Below are 22,415 nucleotides of genomic sequence, written 5' to 3'. Positions count from 1 at the left end.
GTGCGCATTCCACATCTCCACAGGTTCGTCAATGCGTCATATGCATGGATGACCAGGTGCGGCATCCATCATTCATCGGCCGGCAAGGGCTTCCTCGCGCAGTGCCGTGATTTCGGGTTCCGTCAGGTCGAGCAGGCGGGCGGACCGCCAGATCGCGTCGTCCTCGAAAGCGTGAACGGCGCCGTCGACGCGCGCCACGTCCCAGGCCGTGCGAATCAGCCGCTTGCGCTCTTCCCGGTCCATTTCGCGGCGCAGCGGCCGCAGCACGCCCACGATTCCAACCGGATCTTGCTCGGCATCCTGCGCCTTTTCCAACAGCGCACCCGCATCAGCCGGCTGCAGGCCGAACCGGTCCACGAGCACGTTCACCAGATAATCTCGCTCGCGCTTGACGATGACGCCATCCACGCGGGCGACATGCACAAGCACCGCCGCGAGCGCCGTCAGCGCCGGTTCAGGCACGCCGGGGGCCGGCGATGTCGAGACCTGCGTCGGCAGAAATCGCTTCACGGCGTTATCGAACAGCGAAAACAGACCAGACGGAGATGCCATGCGCCACCTCAGGATATACCGTTTCGAAGGTGGTCCGCGACACACCCGCCCCGTAGTCTGGCGGCTTTCCGGCTGGTGGGCCGAAAGGCACCGATCCTGTTGCTGTTGCCCTCAGCGGCGCCGGAACTGCGGACGTGCGGCCCCTGCGCCCGGACGTGGGGCGGAGTGCTGTTCGCGATGCCGGAAGATCAGCCGGCCTTTTTCAAGGTCGTAGGGCGACATCTCGACCGTCACCCGGTCTCCGGCAAGCGTCTTGATCCGATGCTTTTTCATCTTGCCGGCTGTATATGCAATGATAGAATGGCCTGTATCGAGTTGTACCCTGTAGCGGGCGTCCGGCAGTATCTCGGTCACAAGACCTTCAAATTCCATCACTTCTTCTTTAGCCATAAACACACCTTCTTCAGCGCCGAACTCTGGCGGCAACCTGCCGTCGCGAACCGACGGAATGACGTTTGGCAGGGCCGGTGCAGGGCGATGCGCCGCGAGGGCGCCGGGCCGAGGGTCGACAATGCCGTTCAATCGTTGCTGATATAAAGCATTTCAGGCGACGCAATCAATGCCTCGCCTGAAAAAGCGTTACCGGACGGATAAACCGCCGCATGCGCCGGACCGGAAAGTGCAGATATCGATCGGGGAATCCCGTGTCTGAACAATCAGATAGTGCGCAGATAACGCGGCTGGCCTCTTTCCGTTCAAAAACGCATTGCGGCGGAGCGTTCACCGATCGGACCGGATCGGTGAACGCTCCGCCGCTTTTTCTCCGGAGCGAATTCTTGTCCATCGAATGATTTCATTGACGGACAAGCGCTCCAAAAGGGCACGATTACTGCAGTTGCAGATTCACTGCCGACTCGCGCCCCGTACGGCGGTCGGTTTCGAGTTCGTAGGTGACCTTCTGGCCGTCGCCCAACGAGTTGAGGCCCGCGCGCTGCACGGCCGTCACGTGAACGAACACGTCCTTGCCGCCGGCGTCGGGCTGGATGAACCCGTAACCTTTTTGTTCATTATACCATTTCACCGTGCCGGTAGCCATTGTATCAATCCTTGTCGTCACAAACAGATATCAGACGGACGGGGCTCAAGCCCCAGTCCGGGTGGGTCGAAACTTGGAGGTAGCTGAACGTCCACCCCGCAATGGCGCAGGCAACGGCCCAGTCATCTGGCCAAAATCGATACCGACAACGTAGGTTTGCGCAAGGCATTTGGCAAGCCTCACGCTCAAAATTAACATATATATATCACTTTCCATTCAGAAAAATGACATGATGCTCTATTATGTCAACATTAGGACGAAATTCTTCCAACACCTTTCCATCCGTCGAATGCTGCGCATCGGCAACATTCTGCTGACCAGAAGTGCCGCGGCCGCTGTGTGAAAGGTAGGGAAAGGCTGCCGCCTCTCTCACTCCCACTCGATCGTGCCCGGCGGCTTCGAGGTGACGTCGTAGGTGACACGGTTGATGCCCTTCACCTCGTTGATGATGCGCGTCGCCACCCGTCCGAGGAAGCCCATGTCGAAGGGATAGAAATCCGCCGTCATGCCGTCCACCGACGTGACGGCGCGCAGCGCCAGCACGTAGTCGTAGGTGCGGCCGTCGCCCATCACGCCCACCGTGCGCACCGGCAGCAGCACCGCGAAGGCTTGCCAGATGTCATCGTAGAGGCCGGCGCGGCGGATTTCCTCCAGATAGACGGCATCGGCGTGGCGCAGAATGTCGAGCTTTTCGGCCGTGATCTCGCCGGGGCAGCGGATCGCGAGTCCCGGGCCGGGGAAGGGGTGGCGGCCGACGAAAATCTCCGGCATGCCAAGTTCGCGCCCAAGCTTGCGCACCTCATCCTTGAACAGGTCGCGCAGCGGCTCCACGAGCTTCATGTTCATCCGCTCAGGCAGTCCGCCCACGTTGTGGTGGCTCTTGATGGTGACGGACGGGCCGCCGGTGAAGCTTACGCTTTCGATTACGTCGGGGTAAAGCGTGCCCTGCGCCAGGAATTCGACCGGCTTGCCGTCCTGCGCGGCGAGCTTCCGCGCCTCGGCCTCGAAGACGTCGATGAACAGCCGGCCGATCGTCTTGCGCTTCGCTTCCGGATCGGTGACGCCTGACAGCTCCTTGAGGAACAGGTCCTGCGCCTCAACGTGAACGAGCGGGATATTGTAGGCATCGCGGAACAGCTGCACGACGCGCTCCGCCTCGCCGAGCCGCAGCAGGCCGTGGTCGACGAACACGCAGGTGAGCTGGTCGCCGATCGCCTCGTGGATCAGCACCGCCGCCACCGCCGAGTCGACACCGCCGGAAAGCCCGCAGAGCACCTTGCCCGTGCCCACCTGCTCCCGGATGCGGGCGATCGCCTCCTGGCGGAAGGTCGCCATCGTCCAGTCGCCCGCGCAGCCGGCGATGCGGCGCACGAAATTGCGCAGCAGTCCGGCGCCGTGGGGCGTGTGCACCACTTCGGGATGGAACTGTACGCCGTAAAAACGCCGTGCCTCGTCGGCAATGGCGGCGAACGGCGCGTTCTCGGACGTCGCCACCACCTTGAACCCGTCGGGCAGGCGGGTCACCCGGTCGCCGTGACTCATCCACACCGGGTAGGATTCGTCGACGCGCCACACCTCCTCGAACAACGGGCTTTCCGCCTTGACGTCGACCTCCGCACGGCCGAACTCGCGATGGTGGCCGCTCTCGACCTCGCCACCGAGCTGCGCGACCATCGTCTGCTCGCCGTAGCAGATGCCGAGCACGGGCACATTGGCCTCGAAAATCTCCTCCGGCGCGCGCGGACTGAAATCCTCCGTCACGGAAGCCGGGCCGCCGGACAGGATCACGCCCTTCGGCTTCAGCGTGCGGAAGGCCTCCGCCGCGCGGGTGTAGGGCACCACTTCCGAATACACCCGCTCCTCACGCACGCGCCGGGCGATCAACTGGGTGACCTGGCTGCCGAAATCGACGATGAGGATCTTGTCGTGCGTTGCGTCGGTCATGGTCTCAATCTTGTCGGTCAGGGATCAGGAAGCGCTTGCGGCCGGACGGGGCGCTGGCGGCTGTGGCCACAATACCTTGTCCTGCGGAAAATCATAGATGATGCCGGTCTGCGTCCACGCTGGCGACAGCAGGCGCACGAGGTGGGGCGCGAGTTCCTCCGGCGTGCGCAATGTCTGCGGATCCTCCCCCGGCATGGCGGTGGCGCGCATGCGCGTGCGCAGCGGGCCGGGGTTGACGAGCGACACACGCACCGGCGTCGTCTGCGTTTCCGAGGCGTAGGTCAGTGCCAGCGCCTCAAGCGCCGCCTTCGAGATCGCGTAGGCACCCCAGAAGGCGCGGAACCGGTGTGCGGCGCCCGACGTCACGAACACCGCCCGGCCTGCGTCGGAAGCCCGCAGCAGCGGATCGAGGGAGCGGACCAGCCGCCAGTTGGCGGTGACGTTGACGGCGATCACCTCGTCCCAGCGCTTCTGATCAAGATGGGCGAGCGGCGTCATGGTGCCGAGCACGCCCGCGTTCGCCAGCAGCGCATCGAGCTTGCCCCAGCGCTGGAAGATGCTGAGGCCGAGCCTGTCGAGCGCGTCGAAATCCTTCACATCGACCGGCACGAGCGTCGCGGTGCCACCCAGAGACTGGATGCTGTCGTCGAGTTCCTCCAGTGCGCCGACGGTGCGCGCCAGCGCGATGATATGGGCCCCCGCCTGTGCCAGCTCCAGCGCCGCCGCGCGCCCTATGCCGCGCGAAGCGCCCGTGACGAGAGCCACGCGGCCGGCGAGGGGCTTTTCCGCGGCAGAGCTGCCGGATGTCGCTGCCGTCATGACACTCAGCCCGCTTCGGCGAGCAGCGCCGCCTGGCGCGGGGCCTCGCCGTCGACATCGGTGAGCGGCGTGGGATAATCGCCGGTGAAGCAGTGGTCGGCGAACTGCGGCCGCCGGGGGTCTCGCCCCTGATAGCCGCAGGCGCGGTAGATGCCGTCCACCGACAGGAAGGCCAGAGAATCGGCGCCGATGAGCGCCCGCATCTCCTCCACCGAGTGCGTGGCGGCGAGCAGCTTCTCCCGCTCGGGCGTGTCGATGCCGTAGTAGTCGGGATGCGTGATCGGCGGGCTCGCGATGCGGAAATGCACCTCGCGCGCGCCGGCGTCGCGCATCATTTGCACGATCTTCATCGAGGTGGTGCCGCGCACGATGGAATCGTCTACGAGCACGATGCGCTTGCCCTCCACCGCGCCCCGGTTGGCGGAGTGCTTCATGCGCACGCCAAGCTCGCGCACCGACTGCGTGGGCTGAATGAAGGTGCGCCCGATATAATGGTTGCGGATGATGCCGAGTTCGTAGGGAATGTCGCAGGCGCGCGCGTAGCCTATGGCGGCCGGCACGCCGGAGTCCGGCACCGGCACCACGACATCGGCCGCCGCCGGCGCCTCAAGGGCGAGCTGCGCGCCCATCTTCTTGCGTACGTCATAGACGCTGCGCCCGTGGACGATGGAATCGGGACGGGCGAAATAGATGTATTCGAAGATGCAGGGGCGCATCGGCTGTGCCACGAAGGGCTTGATGGACTCGATGCCGTCATCGTCGATGACGATGATCTCGCCGTTCTCCACGTCGCGGATGAACTGCGCGCCGATGATGTCGAGCGCGCACGTCTCGGAAGCCAGGATGTAATGGCCGTCGAGCTGGCCGAGCACCAGCGGGCGGATGCCGAGCGGATCGCGCGCGCCGACCAGCTTCTTGTTGGTGAGGCCGACGAAGGAATAGGCGCCTTCGAGCTGCACCAGCGCGTCGATGAAGCGATCGACGAAGCGGCTGTGGCGGCTTCTGGCGACGAGGTGCAGGATCACTTCCGTATCGCTCGTCGACTGGCAGATGGCGCCCTCGCGCACCAGCCTGCTGCGCAGCGTCAGCCCGTTGGTGAGGTTGCCGTTGTGCGCCACGGCGAAGCCGCCGCCCGCGAGTTCCGCGAACAGCGGCTGAACGTTGCGCAGCATCGTCTCGCCCGTCGTGGCGTAACGCACGTGGCCGATGGCGGAATTGCCGGCGAGCTGTCGGATGACATCGTGGTCTGAGAAGGCGTCGCCGACGAGGCCGAGACGCCGCTCGGAATGGAAGCGCGCGCCATCGAAGGAGACGATGCCCGTGGCCTCCTGTCCACGGTGCTGCAGGGCGTGCAGCCCCAGCGCCGTGATGGTGGCGGCCTCCGGATGTCCGTATATGCCGAATACGCCGCATTCCTCGCGCAGCGTATCGTCGTCGGGATCGAAGTCCCAACCGGAAAGCAGGTCTGTGGACCGACCGTTATCCATCGAACATCCTCCGATAGCCTTGCGCCGCAACACGCTTCCTGACGACATCCCCTGCCGGAAGGCCGGGAACGGGCCGGAAATGGGGCGACAGGCCTTCGCTCCTTGCCGGCAACGATCATGTGCGCGATGAGCGCCGGGAATACCACCCTTGCGGGTGCACGACAGCCCTGCTTCACAGGACTGTCATACAGCATCCGTGCCGGGAATCGCGAAGCAAATTTTCGCGATTCCCGGCACGATACACGCTATTCCGTGGCGCCTGCCGCAGACCGCGTCACTGCGTCCGCGTCGGGCCGCCGAGCAACTGCTGGATCTGGTCGCCGGAGCCCTGTCCGGGATCGGCGTCGGCGGGCGAGGCGTCGTCGCCCGCCTGCTGCGGCTTGACCTTCTGCAGGATGGCGTTGCCGAAATCGGCGGGCAGCAGCGCCAGCAGGCCGTCGCCGGTGCTTTGCAGCAATGGGCGCGACTTGGCGTCGCGCGCCCATTCGGGCTGCGCCTCGGGCTTCACGAGCCAATTGAAGAACAGGAAGGCGATGGCGCAGATCAGGATGCCGCGCGCCGCTCCGAACACGAAGCCGAGCGAGCGGTCGACGGCGCCGATGCGCGAATCGAGGATGAGGTCCGAAATCTGCACCGTCACGAAGGAGACCAGCACCAGCGTGACGATGAACACTGCGGCGATCGCTGCCACCTGCGCCACCGTCGGATTGGAGATGTAGGGCTCCAGATGCGGCAGCACGAAGGGGTGCAGATAGAGCGCCGCGATGGCGGCCGCTATCCACGAGACGATCGCCAGCACCTCCCGCGTGAAACCGCGTACGGAGGCGAGCAGCGACGAGATCAGCACGACGCCGATAACGATCAGATCAAGCAGGGCGATAGGCATGGACCGGCACCTTGGTGGCAAGCGGGACGGGTGGAAGGACGCGCACGGCGGAACACATTCGGGAAGATGTGGTGCACATACGGGTCATGGCTGCGAATGTTGTCCGTGTGTATAGCGGCAGAATTGCGCCGCGTCACCTGTCCGCGCTCAGGCTGCGCCGCTCGCGCGGGGTCTGTGGCCGCCGTGCCGCGATGGCGGCGACGAGATCGGCGATATGGCCGAGGCTCTGCAGCGCCAGCGGCGAGGCGTCCGGCGCGTCCTTCAGGGCCGCGGGCACCACGGCGCGGCTGAAGCCGAGCTTGCCGGCCTCCTTCAGTCGCGCGGGCGCCTGGGCCACGGGCCGGATCGCGCCCGACAGGCCGATTTCGCCGAAATAGACAGTCTCCGGCGACAGCGGCGCGCCGGCGAGCGAGGAGATGAGGGCTGCGGCGGCGGCGAGGTCGGCCGCCGGCTCGTTGATGCGCAGGCCGCCGGCCACGTTGAGGTAGACATCATGCTGGCCAAGCTTCAGCCCGCCGCGGGCCTCCAGCACCGCCAGCACCATGGACAGGCGGCTCGGGTCCCAGCCGACCACGGCCCGGCGCGGCGTGCCCAGCGACGAGGGGGCGACGAGTGCCTGTATTTCCACCAGCAGCGGGCGCGTGCCCTCCATGCCGGCGAACACGGCGGTGCCCGGCGCGGAAAGGTCGCGCCCGGCCAGAAACAACGCTGACGGGTTCGCCACTTCGGACAGGCCATGCCCGGTCATCTCGAACACGCCGATTTCGTCGGTCGGGCCGAAGCGATTCTTCACCGCGCGCAGGATGCGGAAATGATGGCCGCTGTCGCCCTCGAACGACACCACCGCATCCACCATGTGCTCGACGACGCGCGGCCCCGCGATCTGCCCATCCTTGGTGACGTGGCCGACGAGGATGACGGTGGTACCCGTGGTCTTCGCGAAGCGGATCAACGCCTGCGCGCTGCCGCGCACCTGCGTCACCGTGCCGGGCGCCGCCTCGACGGCGCTGCTCCACATGGTCTGAATGGAGTCGATCACCGCGAGCTGCGGAGGTGCGCCCGCGCCGAGCGTCGCGACGATGTCCTCGACGTTGGTTTCGGCCGCGAGTTCCACCGGCGCGTCGGTGAGGCCCAGCCGTTCGGCGCGCAGGCGCACCTGTGCCACCGCTTCCTCGCCCGAGATATAGGCGACCCGCCGGCCCCGGCGTGCCAGCGCCGCGCAGGCCTGCGTGAGCAGGGTCGACTTGCCGATGCCAGGGTCGCCGCCGATCAGGATCACCGATCCCGGTACGAAGCCGCCACCCGTCACCCGGTCGAGTTCCGCGATGCCGGAGGCGACGCGCGGCGCCTCGCGGCTGTCGCCCTTCAGGCCCTCCAGCGCGAACACTCGGCCCTTGCCGCGCGCACCGCCGCGCACCGCCCCCGCGACGGGCGCGGCCACGGCTTCCTGCGCCAGCGTGTTCCAGCCGCCGCAGGCGTCGCATTTGCCCTGCCAGCGCGAATAGACCGCGCCGCAGCTCTGGCAGATGTAGGAGGGGGAGCGCGCCAAATGTCAGGCCTCGTCTTGTGTTTCAGAAGCGCCTGCGTGTCAGAACTGATCCGGCATATGGTCGTCGCTCGCCAGATTGCCGAAGCGTGTGACGTCGGCCTGGAACGAGAGGCGCACCGTGCCGGTGGGGCCGTGGCGCTGCTTGCCGATGATGAGTTCGGCCGTGCCGTGTGCCTGATCCATCTCCGCCTGCCACTTGAAATATTCCTCGCTGCCCATTTTGGGCTCCTTGTTCTTGAGGTAATACTCCTCGCGGAACACGAACAGCACCACGTCGGCGTCCTGTTCGATGGAGCCCGATTCGCGCAGGTCCGACAGCTGCGGGCGCTTGTCGTCGCGCTGCTCGACCTGGCGCGAGAGCTGCGACAGCGCCATGATCGGCACGGCCAGCTCCTTGGCGAGCGCCTTGAGCCCGGTGGTGATCTCGGTCAGTTCCTGCACGCGGTTGTCGCCGCGCTTCGTCGAGCCGGAGAGCAATTGCAGGTAGTCGACCACCAGAAAATCAAGCCCGCGCTGGCGCTTCAGTCGCCGCGCGCGCGCCGCGAGCTGGGCGATGGAGATGCCGCCCGTCTGGTCGATATAGAAGGGCAGCATCTGCATTTCGCGCGCCACGTCCGACACCCTGTAGAATTCCTCCTCGGCGATGTCGCCGCGGCGGATCTTGTAGGAGGGCACGCCGGACTGCTCGGCGATGATACGGGTGGCGAGCTGTTCGGCCGACATTTCGAGTGAGAAGAAGCCGACGATGCCGCCATTGGCCGTCTTCACCGCGCCGTCGGGCTGCTTCTCGCCCCGCCAGGCGCGGGCGACGTTGAAGGCGATGTTCGTGGCGAGCGCCGTCTTGCCCATGCCGGGACGCCCGGCGAGGATGATCAGGTCCGAGGACTGCAGGCCGCCCATGGTGCGGTCGACATCGGTAAGCCCGGTAGCGATGCCCGAAAGGTTGCCGTCGCGCTTGTAGGCGGCGGCGGCGACGCTGATGGCGGTGGTCAGCGCATCCGAAAAGCGCATGAAGCCGCCTTCGTAGCGGCCGGTTTCGGCAAGCTTGTAAAGGCGCTGCTCGGCGGTCTCGATCTGCTCGCGGGGGCTCGAATCGACCGGGGCGTCATAGGCGGTGTTGACGATGTCCTCGCCGATGGCGATCAGCTCACGCCGCACCGCTAGGTCGTGAATCGCGCGGCCGTAGTCCTCGGCGTTGATGACGGTGGTCGCCTCCGCCGCCAGCCGCGCCAGATATTGCGGGATGGTGATGCCGCCGAGATCGTGGTCGCCGAGGAAGGTCTTCAGCGTGATCGGCGTCGCGACCTTGCCCGCCTTGATCAGGGAGGACGCGACCTCGAAGATGCGCCGGTGGATATCCTCCTGAAAATGCCCCGGCTCCAGAAAATCCGAGACGCGGAAATAGGCGTCGTTGTTGACGAGAACGGCCCCGAGCAACGCCTGTTCGGCGTCGATGTTGTGCGGCACCTGCCGGTACTGCGGCTCCTGTCCGGTATCCAGCCTTGCCACGAGCGAATTGACGATGCTCATTCCCACCCCACCGGCGCGCGGATTTCCCACGATTGCGACTCACCCGTCATCGTAGAGAGATTCCCGGCGGCGGGGTACTCCCGAACCGCCGGGAAGGGACGTTTCCCCGCAATGCACCTGCGGGTCACTCGCCCGCCTGCCGCAGGCCGCCGTCGTTGTCCTGCGCCAGAAGCTCCGCCTCGCGCCGGCGCAGCATCGCCTCCTGCCGGGCGATATAGTCGCGGGTGAGGGGCACTGCGTCCTGCCGCCGCGCGAGCTGTATCTGAAACACCATCATGCCGTCGTGCCGGAAGGCCATCTCGGAGCCCGCCAGGTAGAAGTCGAACATGCGGAAGAAGCGCTCGTCGAACAGCGCCAGCACCTCGTCGCGCCGGGCGTGGAACCGCCGCCGCCATGCCTTGAGGGTTTCGGCGTAATGCAGGCGCAGGATTTCGATGTCCGTGACGACGAGCCCCGCACGCTCGATGGCCGGAAGCACTTCGGAGAGCGCCGGGATGTAGCCGCCGGGGAAAATGTAACGGGCGATCCACGGGTTGGTGCTGCCCGCCCCGTCCATCCGCCCGATGGCGTGCAGCAGCATCACGCCGTTATCCGCGAGCAGCTTCGCCGCCTTGTCGAAAAACACCTGATACCACGGCACGCCGACATGCTCGAACATGCCGACCGAGACGATGCGATCGTAGGTGGCGTTCAGCGTGCGGTAGTCCGCCAGCGCGAACTGCGCCCGATCCGCGACGCCGAGTTCCTGCGCCCGGGCCTGCGAGACGCCGAGCTGCTCCCGGGACAGGGTGACACCGGTGACGGAAGCGCCGCAAAGCCGCGCCAGATAAAGCGCCATGCCGCCCCAGCCGCTGCCGATGTCGAGCACCTTGTATCCCGGCTTCATCACCAGCTTGGCGGCGATGTGGCGTTTCTTGGCGAGTTGCGCCGCTTCAAGGCCATCCGGGTCCGGCACACCGCCGGCCGGCGTTTCGGCGACGTTGCGGCCGTTCTCGCTCGCCAGCGTGCATGGCGCGCCGAGGTTCTCGAAGTAGGCGCAGGAGTACTGGAGGTCGCGGTCGAGGAACAGCTTGTAGAGGCGGCCGTCAAGATCGTAGTGATGCGCCACGTTGCGGCGGGAGCGCCCGATGAAGTTGAGCTGCGCGAACGTCCGGAATATCCGGCGCCACCAGCGCGTCAGCCGCACGGGCAGGATGGTGTCGGCGGCGTTGTAGTTGCGCATCGCGAGTGCCAGAAACTCGCCGATATCGCCCTGCCGGATTTCCAGTTCGCCGTCCATGTAAAGCTCGCCGATCCGCAGGTCCGGGTTGCGCAGCAGGCGGCGGACGGCGCGGTCTGTCTTCAGATGCATGGCAAGCGGGGGACCAGACCCGTCGCCGACGGTAAATGGCGGATGCGCGGCCACCGACACAGTCAGCGACCCCGATCGGATCAGGTGAGTGAGAACGAACCGCAGCAATTTTTCCATGCCCGACTCCGTATGCTTATGTTCACTCCATTCGTTCATTCCCGCATGAATTCGGGATCGCCGCCCTCCAGTTCGCAAGGTAATCCCATTCGGACAAAAAACAACGGGGGGCGTCGTCGCGCCCCCCGCCAACATGATCAGCAGTCCGTTTCCGGACGATTGCCGGCGACAATTTTGTCGCCGCCCCGCAATTGCGGATGTTATGCTTCGTCGTCTTCGCCGGCGGCATCGGCGAGCGCCGCGCCGACTTCGAGGCCGAGTTCGTCGAGGTCGATCTCCTCACGGGCGATGACTTCCTCGCCACGGCCCTGACGTTCGGCCTCCTCGGGGCTGCGGGCGACGTTCAGCGTCACCGTCACCTCGACTTCCGGATGCAGCGCCACCGGCACCGCGTGCAGGCCGAGCGTCTTGATCGGCGTGTGCAGGACGATCTGCTGGCGGTTGACGGTGAAGCCGCCCTGCGTCAGCACTTCGGCGACGTCGCGGGTCGCGACCGAACCGTACAGCACGCCCGACTCGCCGGCCTGACGGATGAGCACGAAAGTCTGCCCGCCGAGCTTCTCGCCGACGGCTGCGGCTTCCGTGCGCAGTTCGAGGTTACGGGCTTCAAGCTGGGCGCGCTGGTTCTCGAAGCGCTTCTTGTTGGTGTCCGTCGCGCGCAGCGCCTTGCCGCGCGGCAGCAGGAAATTGCGGGCATAACCGTCCTTCACGCGCACCGTGTCGCCGATCTGGCCGAGGTGGGAAACGCGCTCAAGCAGGATGACTTCCATTGTTATTTCTCCTTTTAGAGTGTCTTTTCGTTCAGTTTCAGATTCAATTCGGGTTGCCGGGCGGTTGGGGCGCACGGCCGGGCCGGGCCTTCAATGCGACGGCGGCCGCGCCCGTGCCTGCCAGAATGACGATGATCCAGACCGACAACAGCAGCAGCGACAGATAGAGGAGCGCCAGCAGCGCCGGCCGCGCCCGGTTGCCCCGGGTCGCCGCATGGATCGCCGCGAGCCCCTGCAGCGCGAAGGCCGCGGCGAAGCCGCCCAGAACCGCTATCGCCGTCAAACCCGCATAGCCGGGCAGAACGGCCGCCGCTGCAACCGCGCCACCCGCGATCGCGAGCGAGGTGCGCGGCATGAGGGTATCGGGCAGGGAAGGCCATGGCCGCGGCAGCCGTCCCGATACCCGGACGGTGAAGGCGGCGAGCCACAGGTTGATCACCAGCATGAAGACGAAGGTCATCGCCGCGACGGCGGGCACGGCTGTGGCGACGAGGCGCACGAACTGTTCCGTATCGGCATCGTCCGGCAGGGTCGTCGACAGTTCCGCGCCGGCCAGCGCGCGAATCAGCTCTTCAAGGCTGTTCCGGTAGGTTTCATAGGAAGGGCCGAGCGCGATGGCGCCGATCAGCGTGATGAGGGCGGCTGTGGCCGCCACCCACACCAGGATGCGCCCAAGCGGATACCACTCGATCCGGCCGGCGCTGTCCGGGCGCCCGAGCAGGGCGAGATACGCCAGCCACCACGCCGGCAGGCCGACGGCAACGGCGAACACGGCCCCGGCGGCGGGCGCGAGGACGATGGCGCTCACGACCGCGCCAACAGCGGAAGCAACCAGCCCGGCACGGTGATTCCAGCCGAGAGCAGCGATCAGGACGGGGAGGGGGGCGACATAGGACAGCAGCAGGCCAAGCGGTGACAGCGTCGCCACCACGCCGAACAGAAGCGCGGAAACCAGGCCCGCGCCCGCGCCGATCAGGGAAATCCTTGTCATCGTCCAGCTGTCCCACTGCTTTTGCAGGGTTAGAAGCGTCTGCCGCCCCAACAAACCTTCCGGCGCTGCACGACGGAAGGCGACTTGTTCATTTCGTCTCGTGACGGGTCGCGCGGTTTCGCCCGCGCGGCCCGTGGTTCGTTCAGGTGCCGCTTACGCGATCACGTAGGGCAGCAGGCCAAGGAAGCGCGCGCGCTTGATCGCCTGTGCGAGTTCGCGCTGCTTCTTGGCCGACACGGCGGTGATGCGCGAGGGAACGATCTTGCCGCGCTCCGAGATGTAGCGCGACAGCAGGCGCGTGTCCTTGTAGTCGATCTTCGGAGCGTTGGCGCCGGAGAACGGGCAGGTCTTGCGACGGCGGAAGAAGGGGCGACGGGGAGCCGCTGCGGTCGTCATGATCAGTTCTCCTCCGATTCTTCAGCTTCAAAGTCGTCACGCGGGCGCTCACGGCGGGGGCCGCGGTCACCACGATCGCCGCGGTCGAACCGGCCGCCGCCGCGCTCGAAGCCGCCGCCGTCACGCTCGCGGCGGTCGTCGCGGTCGCGCTTCTGCAGCATGACGGACGGGCCTTCCTCAAGCTCCTCGACACGGATGGTCAGCGAGCGCAGCACGTCCTCGTTGATGCGCTGCAGGCGCTCGACCTCGGCCAGCGCCGCGGACGGGGCGTCGACGTTGAGCAGCGTGAAGTGCGCCTTGCGGTTCTTGCGGATGCGGTAGGCGAGGGACTTGATGCCCCACGGCTCGATCTTGGTGACCTTGCCGCCGTTCGTCTCGATGATGCCCTTGTACTGCTCGACAAGCGCCTCGACCTGCTGCGACGTCACGTCCGGACGCGCCAGAAAGATATGCTCGTATAAAGACATAGTGGCCTTTCAATCCTGTTTTCGACCGTCGTTCCGGCGCCAAGCCCTTCGAGCCTCGTCACCAAGGCCCGAGTGGTGTTGCGTCGAAGGCGGAGACACGGGACGAAAAGGGAGCACCCTCATGCCGCAAGGCACCGTCCGTTCAGCCCCCGGCCGGAGACAACGAGAAGCAGGCCCAATACACGACAAGCGGGCGGAAAGCAAGCTGCCCCGGGCAATTTTCCGCCCCTGCCTGCGGAGCGCTCGCGCGAGGCTTCATATATAAGGAAGCAGGCGGCAGGAGAAAGGACAAGGCATGATCATCGGTATCGGCTCCGATCTGTGCGACATCGACCGCATCACCCGCACGCTGGAACGCTTCGGCGAGCGTTTCACGCATCGGGTCTTCACGGAAGGGGAACGGGCGCGTTCCGACAGGCGGGCGGCGCGGGCGCCCTCCTATGCGCGCCGCTTCGCCGCGAAGGAAGCCTGCGCCAAGGCGCTGGGCACCGGCATGGCGCGCGGGGTTTTCTGGCGGGACATGGAGGTGGTCAACCTGCCGGGCGGCAAGCCGACCATGCGGCTCACAGGCGGTGCGGCGGAGCGCCTCTCGGAGCTGCTGCCCGACGGTCACCGGGCGGTCGTCCACGTTTCCCTCACCGACGATCCGCCGCTGGCGCAGGCCTTCGTCATCATAGAAGCGCTGCCGGAGTAAGCCGCCGCCGATGCCCGGCAAAGGACAGGGGGCCTGACAAGAAAAAAGGGCCACATGTAAACATGCGGCCCAAGTCTAGGGAGGAAACGCCCAAGAAGGGCAGCGGCAGGCAGAGCCATACCGCAATGCAACAATACCCGGATTGGAAAATATAGCAAGAGGTTGTCTATGCAAATTTTGCATTTCTCAATTGCACGGGCAGGGAAGTCGGAGTCCGGCAGGGCATGAATTTCGCCTTCTTAATGCCTGAATCGTTGCCCTGCAGGGCGCCGACGCTGCGTGGATGCAATTGGCAGGATTGATGCATTATGCGTCAGAGGCATGCCGCCCATTGTGCACCCCCGCATCAGAAGGGGTCTGCGGAAGCCTGCGGCGGGCAAATACTGCTTACTTTTTAGGCAATTTCCCTGATGCATCCATGGCGGATATCCGCCGTCCGGCGGGCCTCGGCGGCCGTCTCCGCCCCCGGCGCTCTATCAACGGGGCGCGGCATCGTTTATCAGGAAACAATCCGTATTTTTTTGACGCTGTGGATGAACGAACATGTCGCACAACACCTTCGGCCACCTGTTTCGGGTCACTACCTTCGGCGAGAGCCATGGGCCGCTGATCGGCGCGGTGGTCGACGGCGTGCCGCCCCGCATTCCGCTGACGGAAGCCGATATCCAGGCCGAGCTTGACCGCCGCCGTCCCGGCCAGTCGCGCTACACCACCCAGCGGCAGGAGCCGGACCAGGTGCGAATCGTTTCCGGTGTCTTCACGGATCCGCGGACCGGCGGGCAGGTAACGACGGGCACCCCCGTCGGCCTGATCATCGACAACGTCGACCAGCGCTCCAAGGATTACGGCGACATCCGCAACACCTACCGGCCCGGCCACGCGGACTATGTCTACGATGCCAAGTACGGCATCCGCGACTATCGGGGCGGCGGGCGCTCCTCGGCGCGCGAGACGGCGATGCGGGTGGCGGCGGGCGCCATCGCCCGCAAGGTCGTGCCGGGGCTCTCGGTGCGCGGCGCGCTCGTGCAGATCGGCCCCCACGTCATCGACCGCGAGCGCTGGGACTGGGACGAGGTTGCCCGCAACCCCTTCTTCACGCCGGACGCGGTGGCGGCGGAAGTGTTCGGCAATTATCTCGACGGCATCCGCAAGAGCGGCTCGTCCGTGGGCGCGGTGATCGAGATCGTGGCCGAGGGTGTGCCCGTGGGCCTCGGCGCGCCGCTCTACGGCAAGCTCGATGCCGATATCGCCGCGCTGCTGATGAGCATCAATGCGGTGAAGGGCGTCGAGATCGGCGAGGGTTTCGCCGCCGCGGCGCTGACCGGCGAGGAGAATGCCGACGAGATGCGCCCCGGCAACCAGGGCGGGCCGAGCTTTCTCGCCAACCACGCCGGCGGTATCCTGGGCGGCATTTCCACCGGTCAGCCGATCGTCGCCCGCTTCGCCGTCAAGCCCACGTCGTCCATTCTGACACCGCGCCGCAGCGTCGATCGCAGCGGCGCGGAAGCCGAGGTGCTGACCAAGGGCCGTCACGATCCCTGCGTCGGCATCCGCGCCGTGCCGGTGGGCGAGGCCATGGTTGCCTGCGCCATTGCCGACCATTACCTGCGCCATCGCGGACAGGTCGGGGAGTCGCCCGAGTGGCCGTTCCCCGATCATTGATCTGTGCTCAATCGCACAGGCTGTTGCATATGCGTCGATTTTAGTTGAACTAAAATCAGACGTATTCTAGCGTTTGCCTATGAAGCTTGCGGATTGGCTCGACAGGAACGGAATCACGCGCGTGGCGTTCGCGCGGCGCATCGGTGTGACGCCGGGCGCGGTGACGCAGCTTTGCAACAACCCGGCCGGCTGGCTCTCGCGCGAGACGGCCGAACTCGTTCTGCGCGAGACGCGCGGAGCCGTGACGCCGAACGACTTTCTCGGCAGCCACGGCGCTCAGGAGAATATGATGACCCAGTCGGTTACAGAAGCCATTGAGGCCTTTGCGCGTGGCGACATTGTCGTTGTCACCGATGACGACGATCGCGAAAACGAAGGCGATCTGATCTGCGCCGCCTCCCTGTGTACGCCGGAGAAGATGGCCTTCATCATCCGCCACACTTGCGGCATCGTCTGCGCCCCGCTGTCGCTGGAGGAAGCGCGCCGGCTGCGGCTGGAGCCCATGGTGGCCTCCAACGACGCGCCGCTCGGCACCGCGTTCACCGTCTCCGTGGACGCGCGTCACGGGCTTACCACCGGCATTTCCGCCGAGCAGCGCTCCAACACCGTGCGCGCGCTCGCCAACAACAACATGGGGCCGAACGATTTCGTCCGTCCGGGGCATGTCTTTCCGCTCATCGCCCGCGACGGCGGCGTGCTGATGCGCTCCGGCCATACCGAGGCGGCGGTGGACCTGTGCCGCCTCGCCGGCCTGCCGCCTGTCGGCACGATCTGCGAACTCGCCAACGACGACGGCACGGTGATGAAGGGCGCGCAGATCGAGGCCTTTGCCCGCGAACACAACCTGAAGCGCATCTCCGTCGCCGATCTCATCGCCTTTCGCCAGGCGCGGGAGAAGCTGGTTGAGCGTGTCAGTACCTTCTCCGTGCAGACGGATATCGGCGAGATGACCGGCTATGCCTACATCACGCCTTTCGACGACGTGCAGCACTTCGCCTTTGTCTACGGCGGCATTGGCGACGGGCGCGGCGTGCCCGCGCGGCTGCACCGGGCGGACGTCATCGGCGACATTTTCGGCGGCAAGCTGCTGCACCGGGCGCTGGACTATTTCCGCCAGCAGGGAAGGGGCGTGCTCGTCTACCTGCGCGACGGCACCGCCGGCGTGCCGGTGAAGCGGCCGGACGTGCTGGAGGGAACGGAGGCGCAGCGCGCGCAGCAATGGCACGAAGTGGGCCTCGGCGCGCAGATCCTGCGAGACCTCGGCGTCACCTCCATCGACAACGTCACCTCGACGCAACGCGGCTACGTCGGGTTGTCCGGCTTCGGCATCACCATCGACCGCAGCGTCGCGCTGGACAAGTGACGTCTCCGCCGCGCGGCCGCGGCACGAGCGGCGCCGTCATCCCCGCATCAGGGTGGTGACGTGCGCCGCGACTGACCGCGAGAGGCCGACGAGATCGTATCCGCCTTCCAGAATCGATACGACCCGCCCGCCGCAGCGCCGGTCCGCGAGGTCGAGCACCATGCGGGTGGCGATCGCGAAATCCGCTTCCGTCAGGTTGATGTTGGCGAGCGGATCGCGCCAGTGGGCATCGAAGCCGGCCGAAATGATGATGAGGTCCGGAGCAAACGAATCGATGCGCGGCAGGACTGCGATATCCAGTGCCTCCCGGAAGACGGGGCTGCCGTCGCCGGCGTGCAGCGGCACGTTGACGATGTTCTCGTACTCGCCGCGTTCGTTCTCGGCGCCGGTGCCGGGGAAGAGCGGCATCTCATGGATCGATGCATAGAGCACATTCTTGTCGGCCCAGAAGATGTCCTGCGTGCCGTTGCCGTGATGCACGTCCCAGTCCAGAATCGCCACCCGCTCGATGCCGTGTTCCTTCATCGCGTAGCGCGCCGCGACGGCGGCGTTGTTGAACAGGCAGAAGCCCATCGGCTTGTCGCGTTCGGCGTGGTGGCCGGGCGGACGGATGGCGCAGAAAGCGTTGTCGACCTTGCGCGTCATGACCTCGTCGACGGCGTACCGGCAGGCGCCGAGCGCGCGCATGGCCGCGTTCCACGATCCCGGCGACAGAACCGTATCATCGGCGATGCTGACGATGTCCTCGCGCGGCAACGCCTCGTAGATGTCGCGCACATAGTCTTCCGGATGGGCGAGCAGGGCCAGGGTTTCGTCCCCGCGCGGCGCGGCCTCGCGCAGCAGGCCGGAGAAAACCTCCTGCTCCAGCGCCCTTTCGACAACCACGAGCCGGTCCGCCCTTTCGGGATGGCCAAGCTGCGTCTGGTGGTCGAGACAGTCCGGGTGGGAGAGATACAGCGTATTCAATGAACGTTTCCTGCCCTGCGGCGTCCGGGCCGGATTCAGGCAAAGCGCTGATTCCCGGACGCATCATTGTTCTTTCAGGCCGGGGTGATTTTCCACGAATCGTTATCCCGTCCTATCCTTTTGTTTTTACAGCATATTTTCCGGAAGGCGGTATCCGCTTTCCGGAACCGTGAGCGAGAGCGGCGGAGAGAAAACTACAGTGGCGCCGTCGCTCTATCTCTTTGTTTTTTCACCCAATCCAGCCAGGAGACAGCATCCGTTTCCCGGTCTGGTATTCTAGAGCATAACCATTTTCCCGGCGGCGGCACGTCTTTTTTAGCCGGCACGCGCGGCCGGGCGGCGGGATAGCCGGAGAAGCGCCGGATTGTCCGCTGAATTCATGCTGTTGCCGTCAATCTGTTAACCATTTTCGACATGGTTAAACAGCACAATAGACGTGGTGAATCTGATACATGCTGAGCCCGGAATCAGGCACTCCGGCGGTGAGCTGTTGCACAGCCGCCGGACGGATCGCCGGGGGAACCGGTTCGCGTGTGTCTGGCCCGGTCGCTGTGTTTTGTCTGGGGCGCGATCCCGGAACGGGATGCCACTTTCCGGGACAGGTCGCGCCCGTTCACATGGATGGGTCGGGGCGGCGCTTCAGCGGAAGTCGTGCCGATCTGGAGGGGAAGAGGCGGGCGCTTCGACGTCCATCGCACTTTCATGCCGGCGCTCGCCATGGAACCGTTCCGTGGCGCGGGGCCTTATGATCCGTGAAGGTGCGAAGGGACGGGGAACCGTGCCGGCCGTTTTGAGCTTGCGGAAGGACAACGAATGGTGAGGTCCAGGATTGTGCAATGGAAGCGCGTGCTGCTGATGCTGGTGGCGGGCATCGGTCTGGCGCTGGCGGGCTGCACTTACAAAAGCACGCCCGATCCCTCCGTTTCCGGGCGGGACGCGGAATGGATGGCGCAGATGCCGAATGCGGACGTCGGTCTGGAGTTCGAGCGTTATCTCATCGACGACCCCACTGGCGAAGCGCCGGGCACCATCGTCGTGGACCAGAAGAAGAAGCTGCTTTACTACGTGCTGCCGGACAAGAAGGCGATGCGCTACGGCGTTGCCGTCGGCGACGAGGCATATGGCTGGACGGGCGAGGCGACGATCCGGCGCAAGGCCGAATGGCCGAACTGGAATCCGCCTGCCGAGATGGTCAAGCGCTGGCCCCATGTCCACCCGGTGAGCGGCGGCCCGCTCAATCCGCTGGGCGCGCGGGCGCTCTATCTCTATGACGCGCAGGGCCGCGATACGCTGTACAGGATTCACGGCACCAACGAGCCGGAGAAGATCGGACGCGCGGTGTCCTCCGGCTGCATCCGCATGCGTAACATCGACGTGATCGATCTGTACAACCGCGTCGATCCTGGCGCCCGCGTGGTCGTCAAGTAACGGATGAAGGCGGTATCGGCGCCGCTTGCCGGCGCCGATGGTTCGTGGCTGCGTCAGCTATAGTGGGGCTGGCGCAGGAAGACGGGCAGATCGTGGGCGGCTTTTGCCGTGTCGCGGCTCCCCTGCGCGCGGCGGGTCGCCGCCGCGAGGGCGGGGATGCCGAGCGCCCGGAAGGGCGGGGGCAGACGCTTGCCGGTCGGCTCGATGGCCGCGCGCTGCGCCTGAACTGCGGCCGTGTCATGGATGGCGGTCGTGTCGGGTTGGTACTGCTTGGCGGTCATGATACTCACACAACGATGCTGGAACCGGGATGCCGGAGTTGGGGTTAGGCGGAACGCTGCCGCAGGATGCTGGCGGAACGCGCCGACACACTAGCGATGACGAATGATAGCGACGGAGTATTGACCGGTGCATGGCAAACTCGTGGCATCCCGCCGTGCCGGCGGGAATCTTTGCGAGTGTTGCTAATGAATGATTAAGTTCTGTCGCGCACATGTTGACCCGGTGCGCCCGGATATCGTGATCCGGTGATCGCTTCAGGCCGGTGGAACATGCGACGTCTCGTTGTCGAAGAACCCGTCAGCCGCGCCGCTGTCGCTGGCCGGCGCGTCGGGCTGTTCAGCCTGCCGGTGCTGGCCGCCGGCGTCGTGCTGCTGCGGCTCGGGCTTGTGGACCTCGGCGCGGGGCTCGCCGTCATCGGCGCGGCCGCGCTGCTGGCCGCCACCGCGGCGGCGCTCGCGGTCGCCGCCTTCGTCCAGATCTGGCGCGAGGGCCGCCGGGGCCTCGGGGAAGCCATCCACGCGCTGCTGATCGCCGCCGTGGTGCTTGCCTATCCCGGTTTTCTGGCCGTCCGCCTGCTGCTGATGCCCTATTACGCCGACCTGTCGACGGATACGACGCGCCCGCCAGCCTTCTCGCGCACCACGGCCGCCATGGACGCGCGCGGCGGATACGTCCCCGGCGCCGCGATGCCGGCGGGCGGCGGGACCTGGCCCGGCGTCGCCCTGCCGTTTCCGGACAAGGCGGTGCTGCGGCAGTTGCAGCGGCGGCAGCATCCCGATTTCGCCCCCCGCAGCAGCGATCTGGCTGCCGACGTGGTCTTCGCGCGCGTGCAGCAGATGGCGGCGGCGGAGGGGTGGCGAATCATCGATTCGGCCCCGCCGGGAGGGCGCTTCGGCACGGGTCATCTGGACGCGCTGCTATACACGGGAGTGCTGAAGCTGCCCGTCGACGTGACGGTGCGGCTGCGCATTCACGCCGACGGCACCACCATCGACGTGCGCTCCGTGCCGCGCTATCCACTGTTCGACGTGGGCACCGGCCCGCAGCCCATCGAACGTTTTCTCGAAAGGGTGGACCCGGAAGAAGGCGTCGCCCGGGGGTGAGGGTGCCGGCCCGGCCGGCCTGCTACCGCCGCCGCAGGAAACGCCCGCCGAGGTGCGCCGGCCCTTCGGATTCCACCTGCCCTTCGGCGATGAGGCTTTCGATGTGCGCGAAGACGGAACGGGCCGCGCCGTCGCGCAGTTCCGGTGCGAGGCCGGTGTAGAGCTTGTCCACGATCTCGCCGATGCGGCCGTCTCCCGCCTCGATCCGCGCCAGAATCGCCGCCTCGCGCTGCCGGCGGTGATGGAGGAGGGCGCGCACGTAGCGGCGCGGGTCGCGCACCGGCCCGCCGTGGCCCGGCCAGTAGATGCGATCCTCCCGCATGCGCAGGCTCTCCAGCGAGGCCATGTAAGCGGCCATGGAGCCATCGGGCGGCGCGATCAGCGTCGTCGACCACGCCATCACATGGTCGCCGGAGAACAGCGCGCCGGTTTCCTCCAGCGCGAAGGCGAGGTGGTTGGCCGTATGGCCGGGCGTGGCGACAGCGATGAGCGTCCAGCCCTCGCCGGAGAGCCGCTCGCCGTCGGCCAGCACGCGGTCGGGGGCGTAGGCAAGGTCGGCGGCGGCCTCGATCTCCTCGGCCTCGCCCGGTGCGCGCGCGGCGAAGTGCGGCGCGCAGCCCGTCACCTCGGCCCCCGTCGCGGCCTGCAGAGCGGCAAGGCCCGCCGTGTGGTCGAAGTGTGTATGGGTGACGACGATCCGCGACACCCGCTCGCCCTTCACCGTGTCGAGCAGGCGGGCGAGATGGGCGGGATCGTCGGGGCCGGGGTCGATGATGGCGACATCGCCCTCGCCGACGATGTAGGTGCAGGTACCGGTATAGGTGTAGGCGCTGGCGTTCGGCGCGATCACCCGGCGCACGAGCGGCTCGGGTCGCGAAACCTGCCCCGCGACAGCGCTGTCGTCTCGCTCGAAGGGTATGTCTGACATGGGATGCTCACTTGTCGGGATGGTCGCGCCGAGGGAGGCCCGCCTCGCGGCGCCGGTTCGGCCATCCGGCGCCTCCTGTTGCACGGCAGCATAG

Annotated in this window: 22 protein-coding genes; 5 read left to right on the top strand and 17 right to left on the bottom strand. The window is 66.3% G+C overall.

Translation table 11 applies throughout. From position 1 onward, the window contains the following. Positions 1–72: 72 nt before the first annotated feature. From ACFFJ7_RS03770 to rpsF, 14 genes are all read right to left on the bottom strand, one after another. Positions 73–552, bottom strand: coding sequence for a tellurite resistance TerB family protein (locus tag ACFFJ7_RS03770; protein WP_377590801.1), 480 nt, complete (start codon positions 550–552; stop codon positions 73–75). Positions 553–663: 111 nt separating this feature from the next. Then, complete coding sequence (gene infA, locus ACFFJ7_RS03765) at positions 664–942, bottom strand: translation initiation factor IF-1 (RefSeq protein ID WP_166948831.1); 279 nt, start codon at positions 940–942, stop codon at positions 664–666. 436 nt (positions 943–1,378) lie between these two features. After that, on the bottom strand, positions 1,379–1,588 hold the full coding sequence (locus ACFFJ7_RS03760) for a cold-shock protein (protein WP_166947506.1): 210 nt from the start codon (positions 1,586–1,588) through the stop codon (positions 1,379–1,381). A 369-nt stretch (positions 1,589–1,957) separates the two neighbouring features. Continuing rightward, positions 1,958–3,532, bottom strand: coding sequence for a glutamine-hydrolyzing GMP synthase (gene guaA / locus ACFFJ7_RS03755; RefSeq protein WP_377590800.1), 1,575 nt, complete (start codon positions 3,530–3,532; stop codon positions 1,958–1,960). Positions 3,533–3,556: 24 nt separating this feature from the next. Beyond that, positions 3,557–4,351: an SDR family NAD(P)-dependent oxidoreductase gene (locus ACFFJ7_RS03750; protein WP_377590799.1), complete on the bottom strand. Its 795-nt coding sequence runs from the start codon at positions 4,349–4,351 to the stop codon at positions 3,557–3,559. 5 nt (positions 4,352–4,356) lie between these two features. Continuing rightward, positions 4,357–5,838, bottom strand: a complete 1,482-nt coding sequence (gene purF / locus ACFFJ7_RS03745) for an amidophosphoribosyltransferase (RefSeq protein WP_377590798.1) — start codon at positions 5,836–5,838, stop codon at positions 4,357–4,359. A gap of 274 nt (positions 5,839–6,112) precedes the next feature. After that, positions 6,113–6,724, bottom strand: a complete 612-nt coding sequence (locus tag ACFFJ7_RS03740; RefSeq protein WP_166954529.1) for a CvpA family protein — start codon at positions 6,722–6,724, stop codon at positions 6,113–6,115. 133 nt (positions 6,725–6,857) lie between these two features. Further along, positions 6,858–8,273 (bottom strand): DNA repair protein RadA, encoded by a 1,416-nt coding sequence (radA, locus tag ACFFJ7_RS03735; protein ID WP_166954531.1) that lies wholly within the window; start codon positions 8,271–8,273, stop codon positions 6,858–6,860. A 39-nt stretch (positions 8,274–8,312) separates the two neighbouring features. Next, on the bottom strand, positions 8,313–9,803 hold the full coding sequence (locus ACFFJ7_RS03730; RefSeq protein ID WP_166954533.1) for a replicative DNA helicase: 1,491 nt from the start codon (positions 9,801–9,803) through the stop codon (positions 8,313–8,315). Positions 9,804–9,927: 124 nt separating this feature from the next. Beyond that, positions 9,928–11,271, bottom strand: coding sequence for an SAM-dependent methyltransferase (locus ACFFJ7_RS03725; RefSeq protein ID WP_166954535.1), 1,344 nt, complete (start codon positions 11,269–11,271; stop codon positions 9,928–9,930). 200 nt (positions 11,272–11,471) lie between these two features. Beyond that, positions 11,472–12,041, bottom strand: a complete 570-nt coding sequence (gene rplI, locus ACFFJ7_RS03720) for a 50S ribosomal protein L9 (RefSeq protein WP_166954538.1) — start codon at positions 12,039–12,041, stop codon at positions 11,472–11,474. 43 nt (positions 12,042–12,084) lie between these two features. Continuing rightward, positions 12,085–13,032, bottom strand: a complete 948-nt coding sequence (locus ACFFJ7_RS03715; RefSeq protein ID WP_377590797.1) for a DUF2232 domain-containing protein — start codon at positions 13,030–13,032, stop codon at positions 12,085–12,087. Positions 13,033–13,185: 153 nt separating this feature from the next. Further along, complete coding sequence (gene rpsR / locus ACFFJ7_RS03710) at positions 13,186–13,428, bottom strand: 30S ribosomal protein S18 (protein WP_166954542.1); 243 nt, start codon at positions 13,426–13,428, stop codon at positions 13,186–13,188. 2 nt (positions 13,429–13,430) lie between these two features. After that, positions 13,431–13,895: a 30S ribosomal protein S6 gene (gene rpsF / locus ACFFJ7_RS03705; protein ID WP_377590796.1), complete on the bottom strand. Its 465-nt coding sequence runs from the start codon at positions 13,893–13,895 to the stop codon at positions 13,431–13,433. Between the two features lie 295 nt (positions 13,896–14,190). Between rpsF and acpS the strand changes: the two genes are divergently transcribed. The 3 genes from acpS to ribB all read left to right on the top strand — a co-directional run bounded on the left by acpS (position 14,191) and on the right by ribB (position 17,614). Continuing rightward, positions 14,191–14,589, top strand: coding sequence for a holo-ACP synthase (acpS, locus tag ACFFJ7_RS03700; protein WP_166954546.1), 399 nt, complete (start codon positions 14,191–14,193; stop codon positions 14,587–14,589). 543 nt (positions 14,590–15,132) lie between these two features. Next, entirely contained in the window at positions 15,133–16,251 is a 1,119-nt protein-coding gene (gene aroC, locus ACFFJ7_RS03695) for a chorismate synthase (RefSeq protein ID WP_377590795.1), read from the top strand. 79 nt (positions 16,252–16,330) lie between these two features. Beyond that, positions 16,331–17,614, top strand: a complete 1,284-nt coding sequence (gene ribB / locus ACFFJ7_RS03690; protein WP_377590794.1) for a 3,4-dihydroxy-2-butanone-4-phosphate synthase — start codon at positions 16,331–16,333, stop codon at positions 17,612–17,614. Positions 17,615–17,650: 36 nt separating this feature from the next. On the opposite strand, the gene ACFFJ7_RS03685 is transcribed toward ribB, so the two are convergent. Continuing rightward, positions 17,651–18,580 (bottom strand): histone deacetylase family protein, encoded by a 930-nt coding sequence (locus ACFFJ7_RS03685; RefSeq protein WP_166954552.1) that lies wholly within the window; start codon positions 18,578–18,580, stop codon positions 17,651–17,653. Positions 18,581–19,393: 813 nt separating this feature from the next. Between ACFFJ7_RS03685 and ACFFJ7_RS03680 the strand changes: the two genes are divergently transcribed. Next, positions 19,394–20,008, top strand: a complete 615-nt coding sequence (locus tag ACFFJ7_RS03680) for a L,D-transpeptidase (RefSeq protein ID WP_208394282.1) — start codon at positions 19,394–19,396, stop codon at positions 20,006–20,008. Positions 20,009–20,061: 53 nt separating this feature from the next. On the opposite strand, the gene ACFFJ7_RS03675 is transcribed toward ACFFJ7_RS03680, so the two are convergent. Further along, entirely contained in the window at positions 20,062–20,289 is a 228-nt protein-coding gene (locus tag ACFFJ7_RS03675; RefSeq protein ID WP_166954556.1) for a hypothetical protein, read from the bottom strand. A 270-nt stretch (positions 20,290–20,559) separates the two neighbouring features. On the opposite strand from ACFFJ7_RS03675, the gene ACFFJ7_RS03670 reads away from it, so the two are divergent. After that, a complete protein-coding gene (locus ACFFJ7_RS03670) occupies positions 20,560–21,393 on the top strand; it encodes a DUF1499 domain-containing protein (RefSeq protein WP_377590793.1) in 834 nt (277 codons plus the stop codon). 22 nt (positions 21,394–21,415) lie between these two features. Here the strand turns inward: ACFFJ7_RS03670 and ACFFJ7_RS03665 are convergent, their stop codons facing one another. Further along, positions 21,416–22,321: an MBL fold metallo-hydrolase gene (locus tag ACFFJ7_RS03665; RefSeq protein WP_377590792.1), complete on the bottom strand. Its 906-nt coding sequence runs from the start codon at positions 22,319–22,321 to the stop codon at positions 21,416–21,418. Positions 22,322–22,415: the final 94 nt, after the last annotated feature.

This window comes from Pseudochelatococcus lubricantis (assembly GCF_042432495.1).
In the GTDB taxonomy this organism is placed as follows: Bacteria; Pseudomonadota; Alphaproteobacteria; order Rhizobiales; family Beijerinckiaceae; genus Pseudochelatococcus; species Pseudochelatococcus lubricantis.
This window is presented reverse-complemented; position numbering and strand designations above follow the sequence as displayed.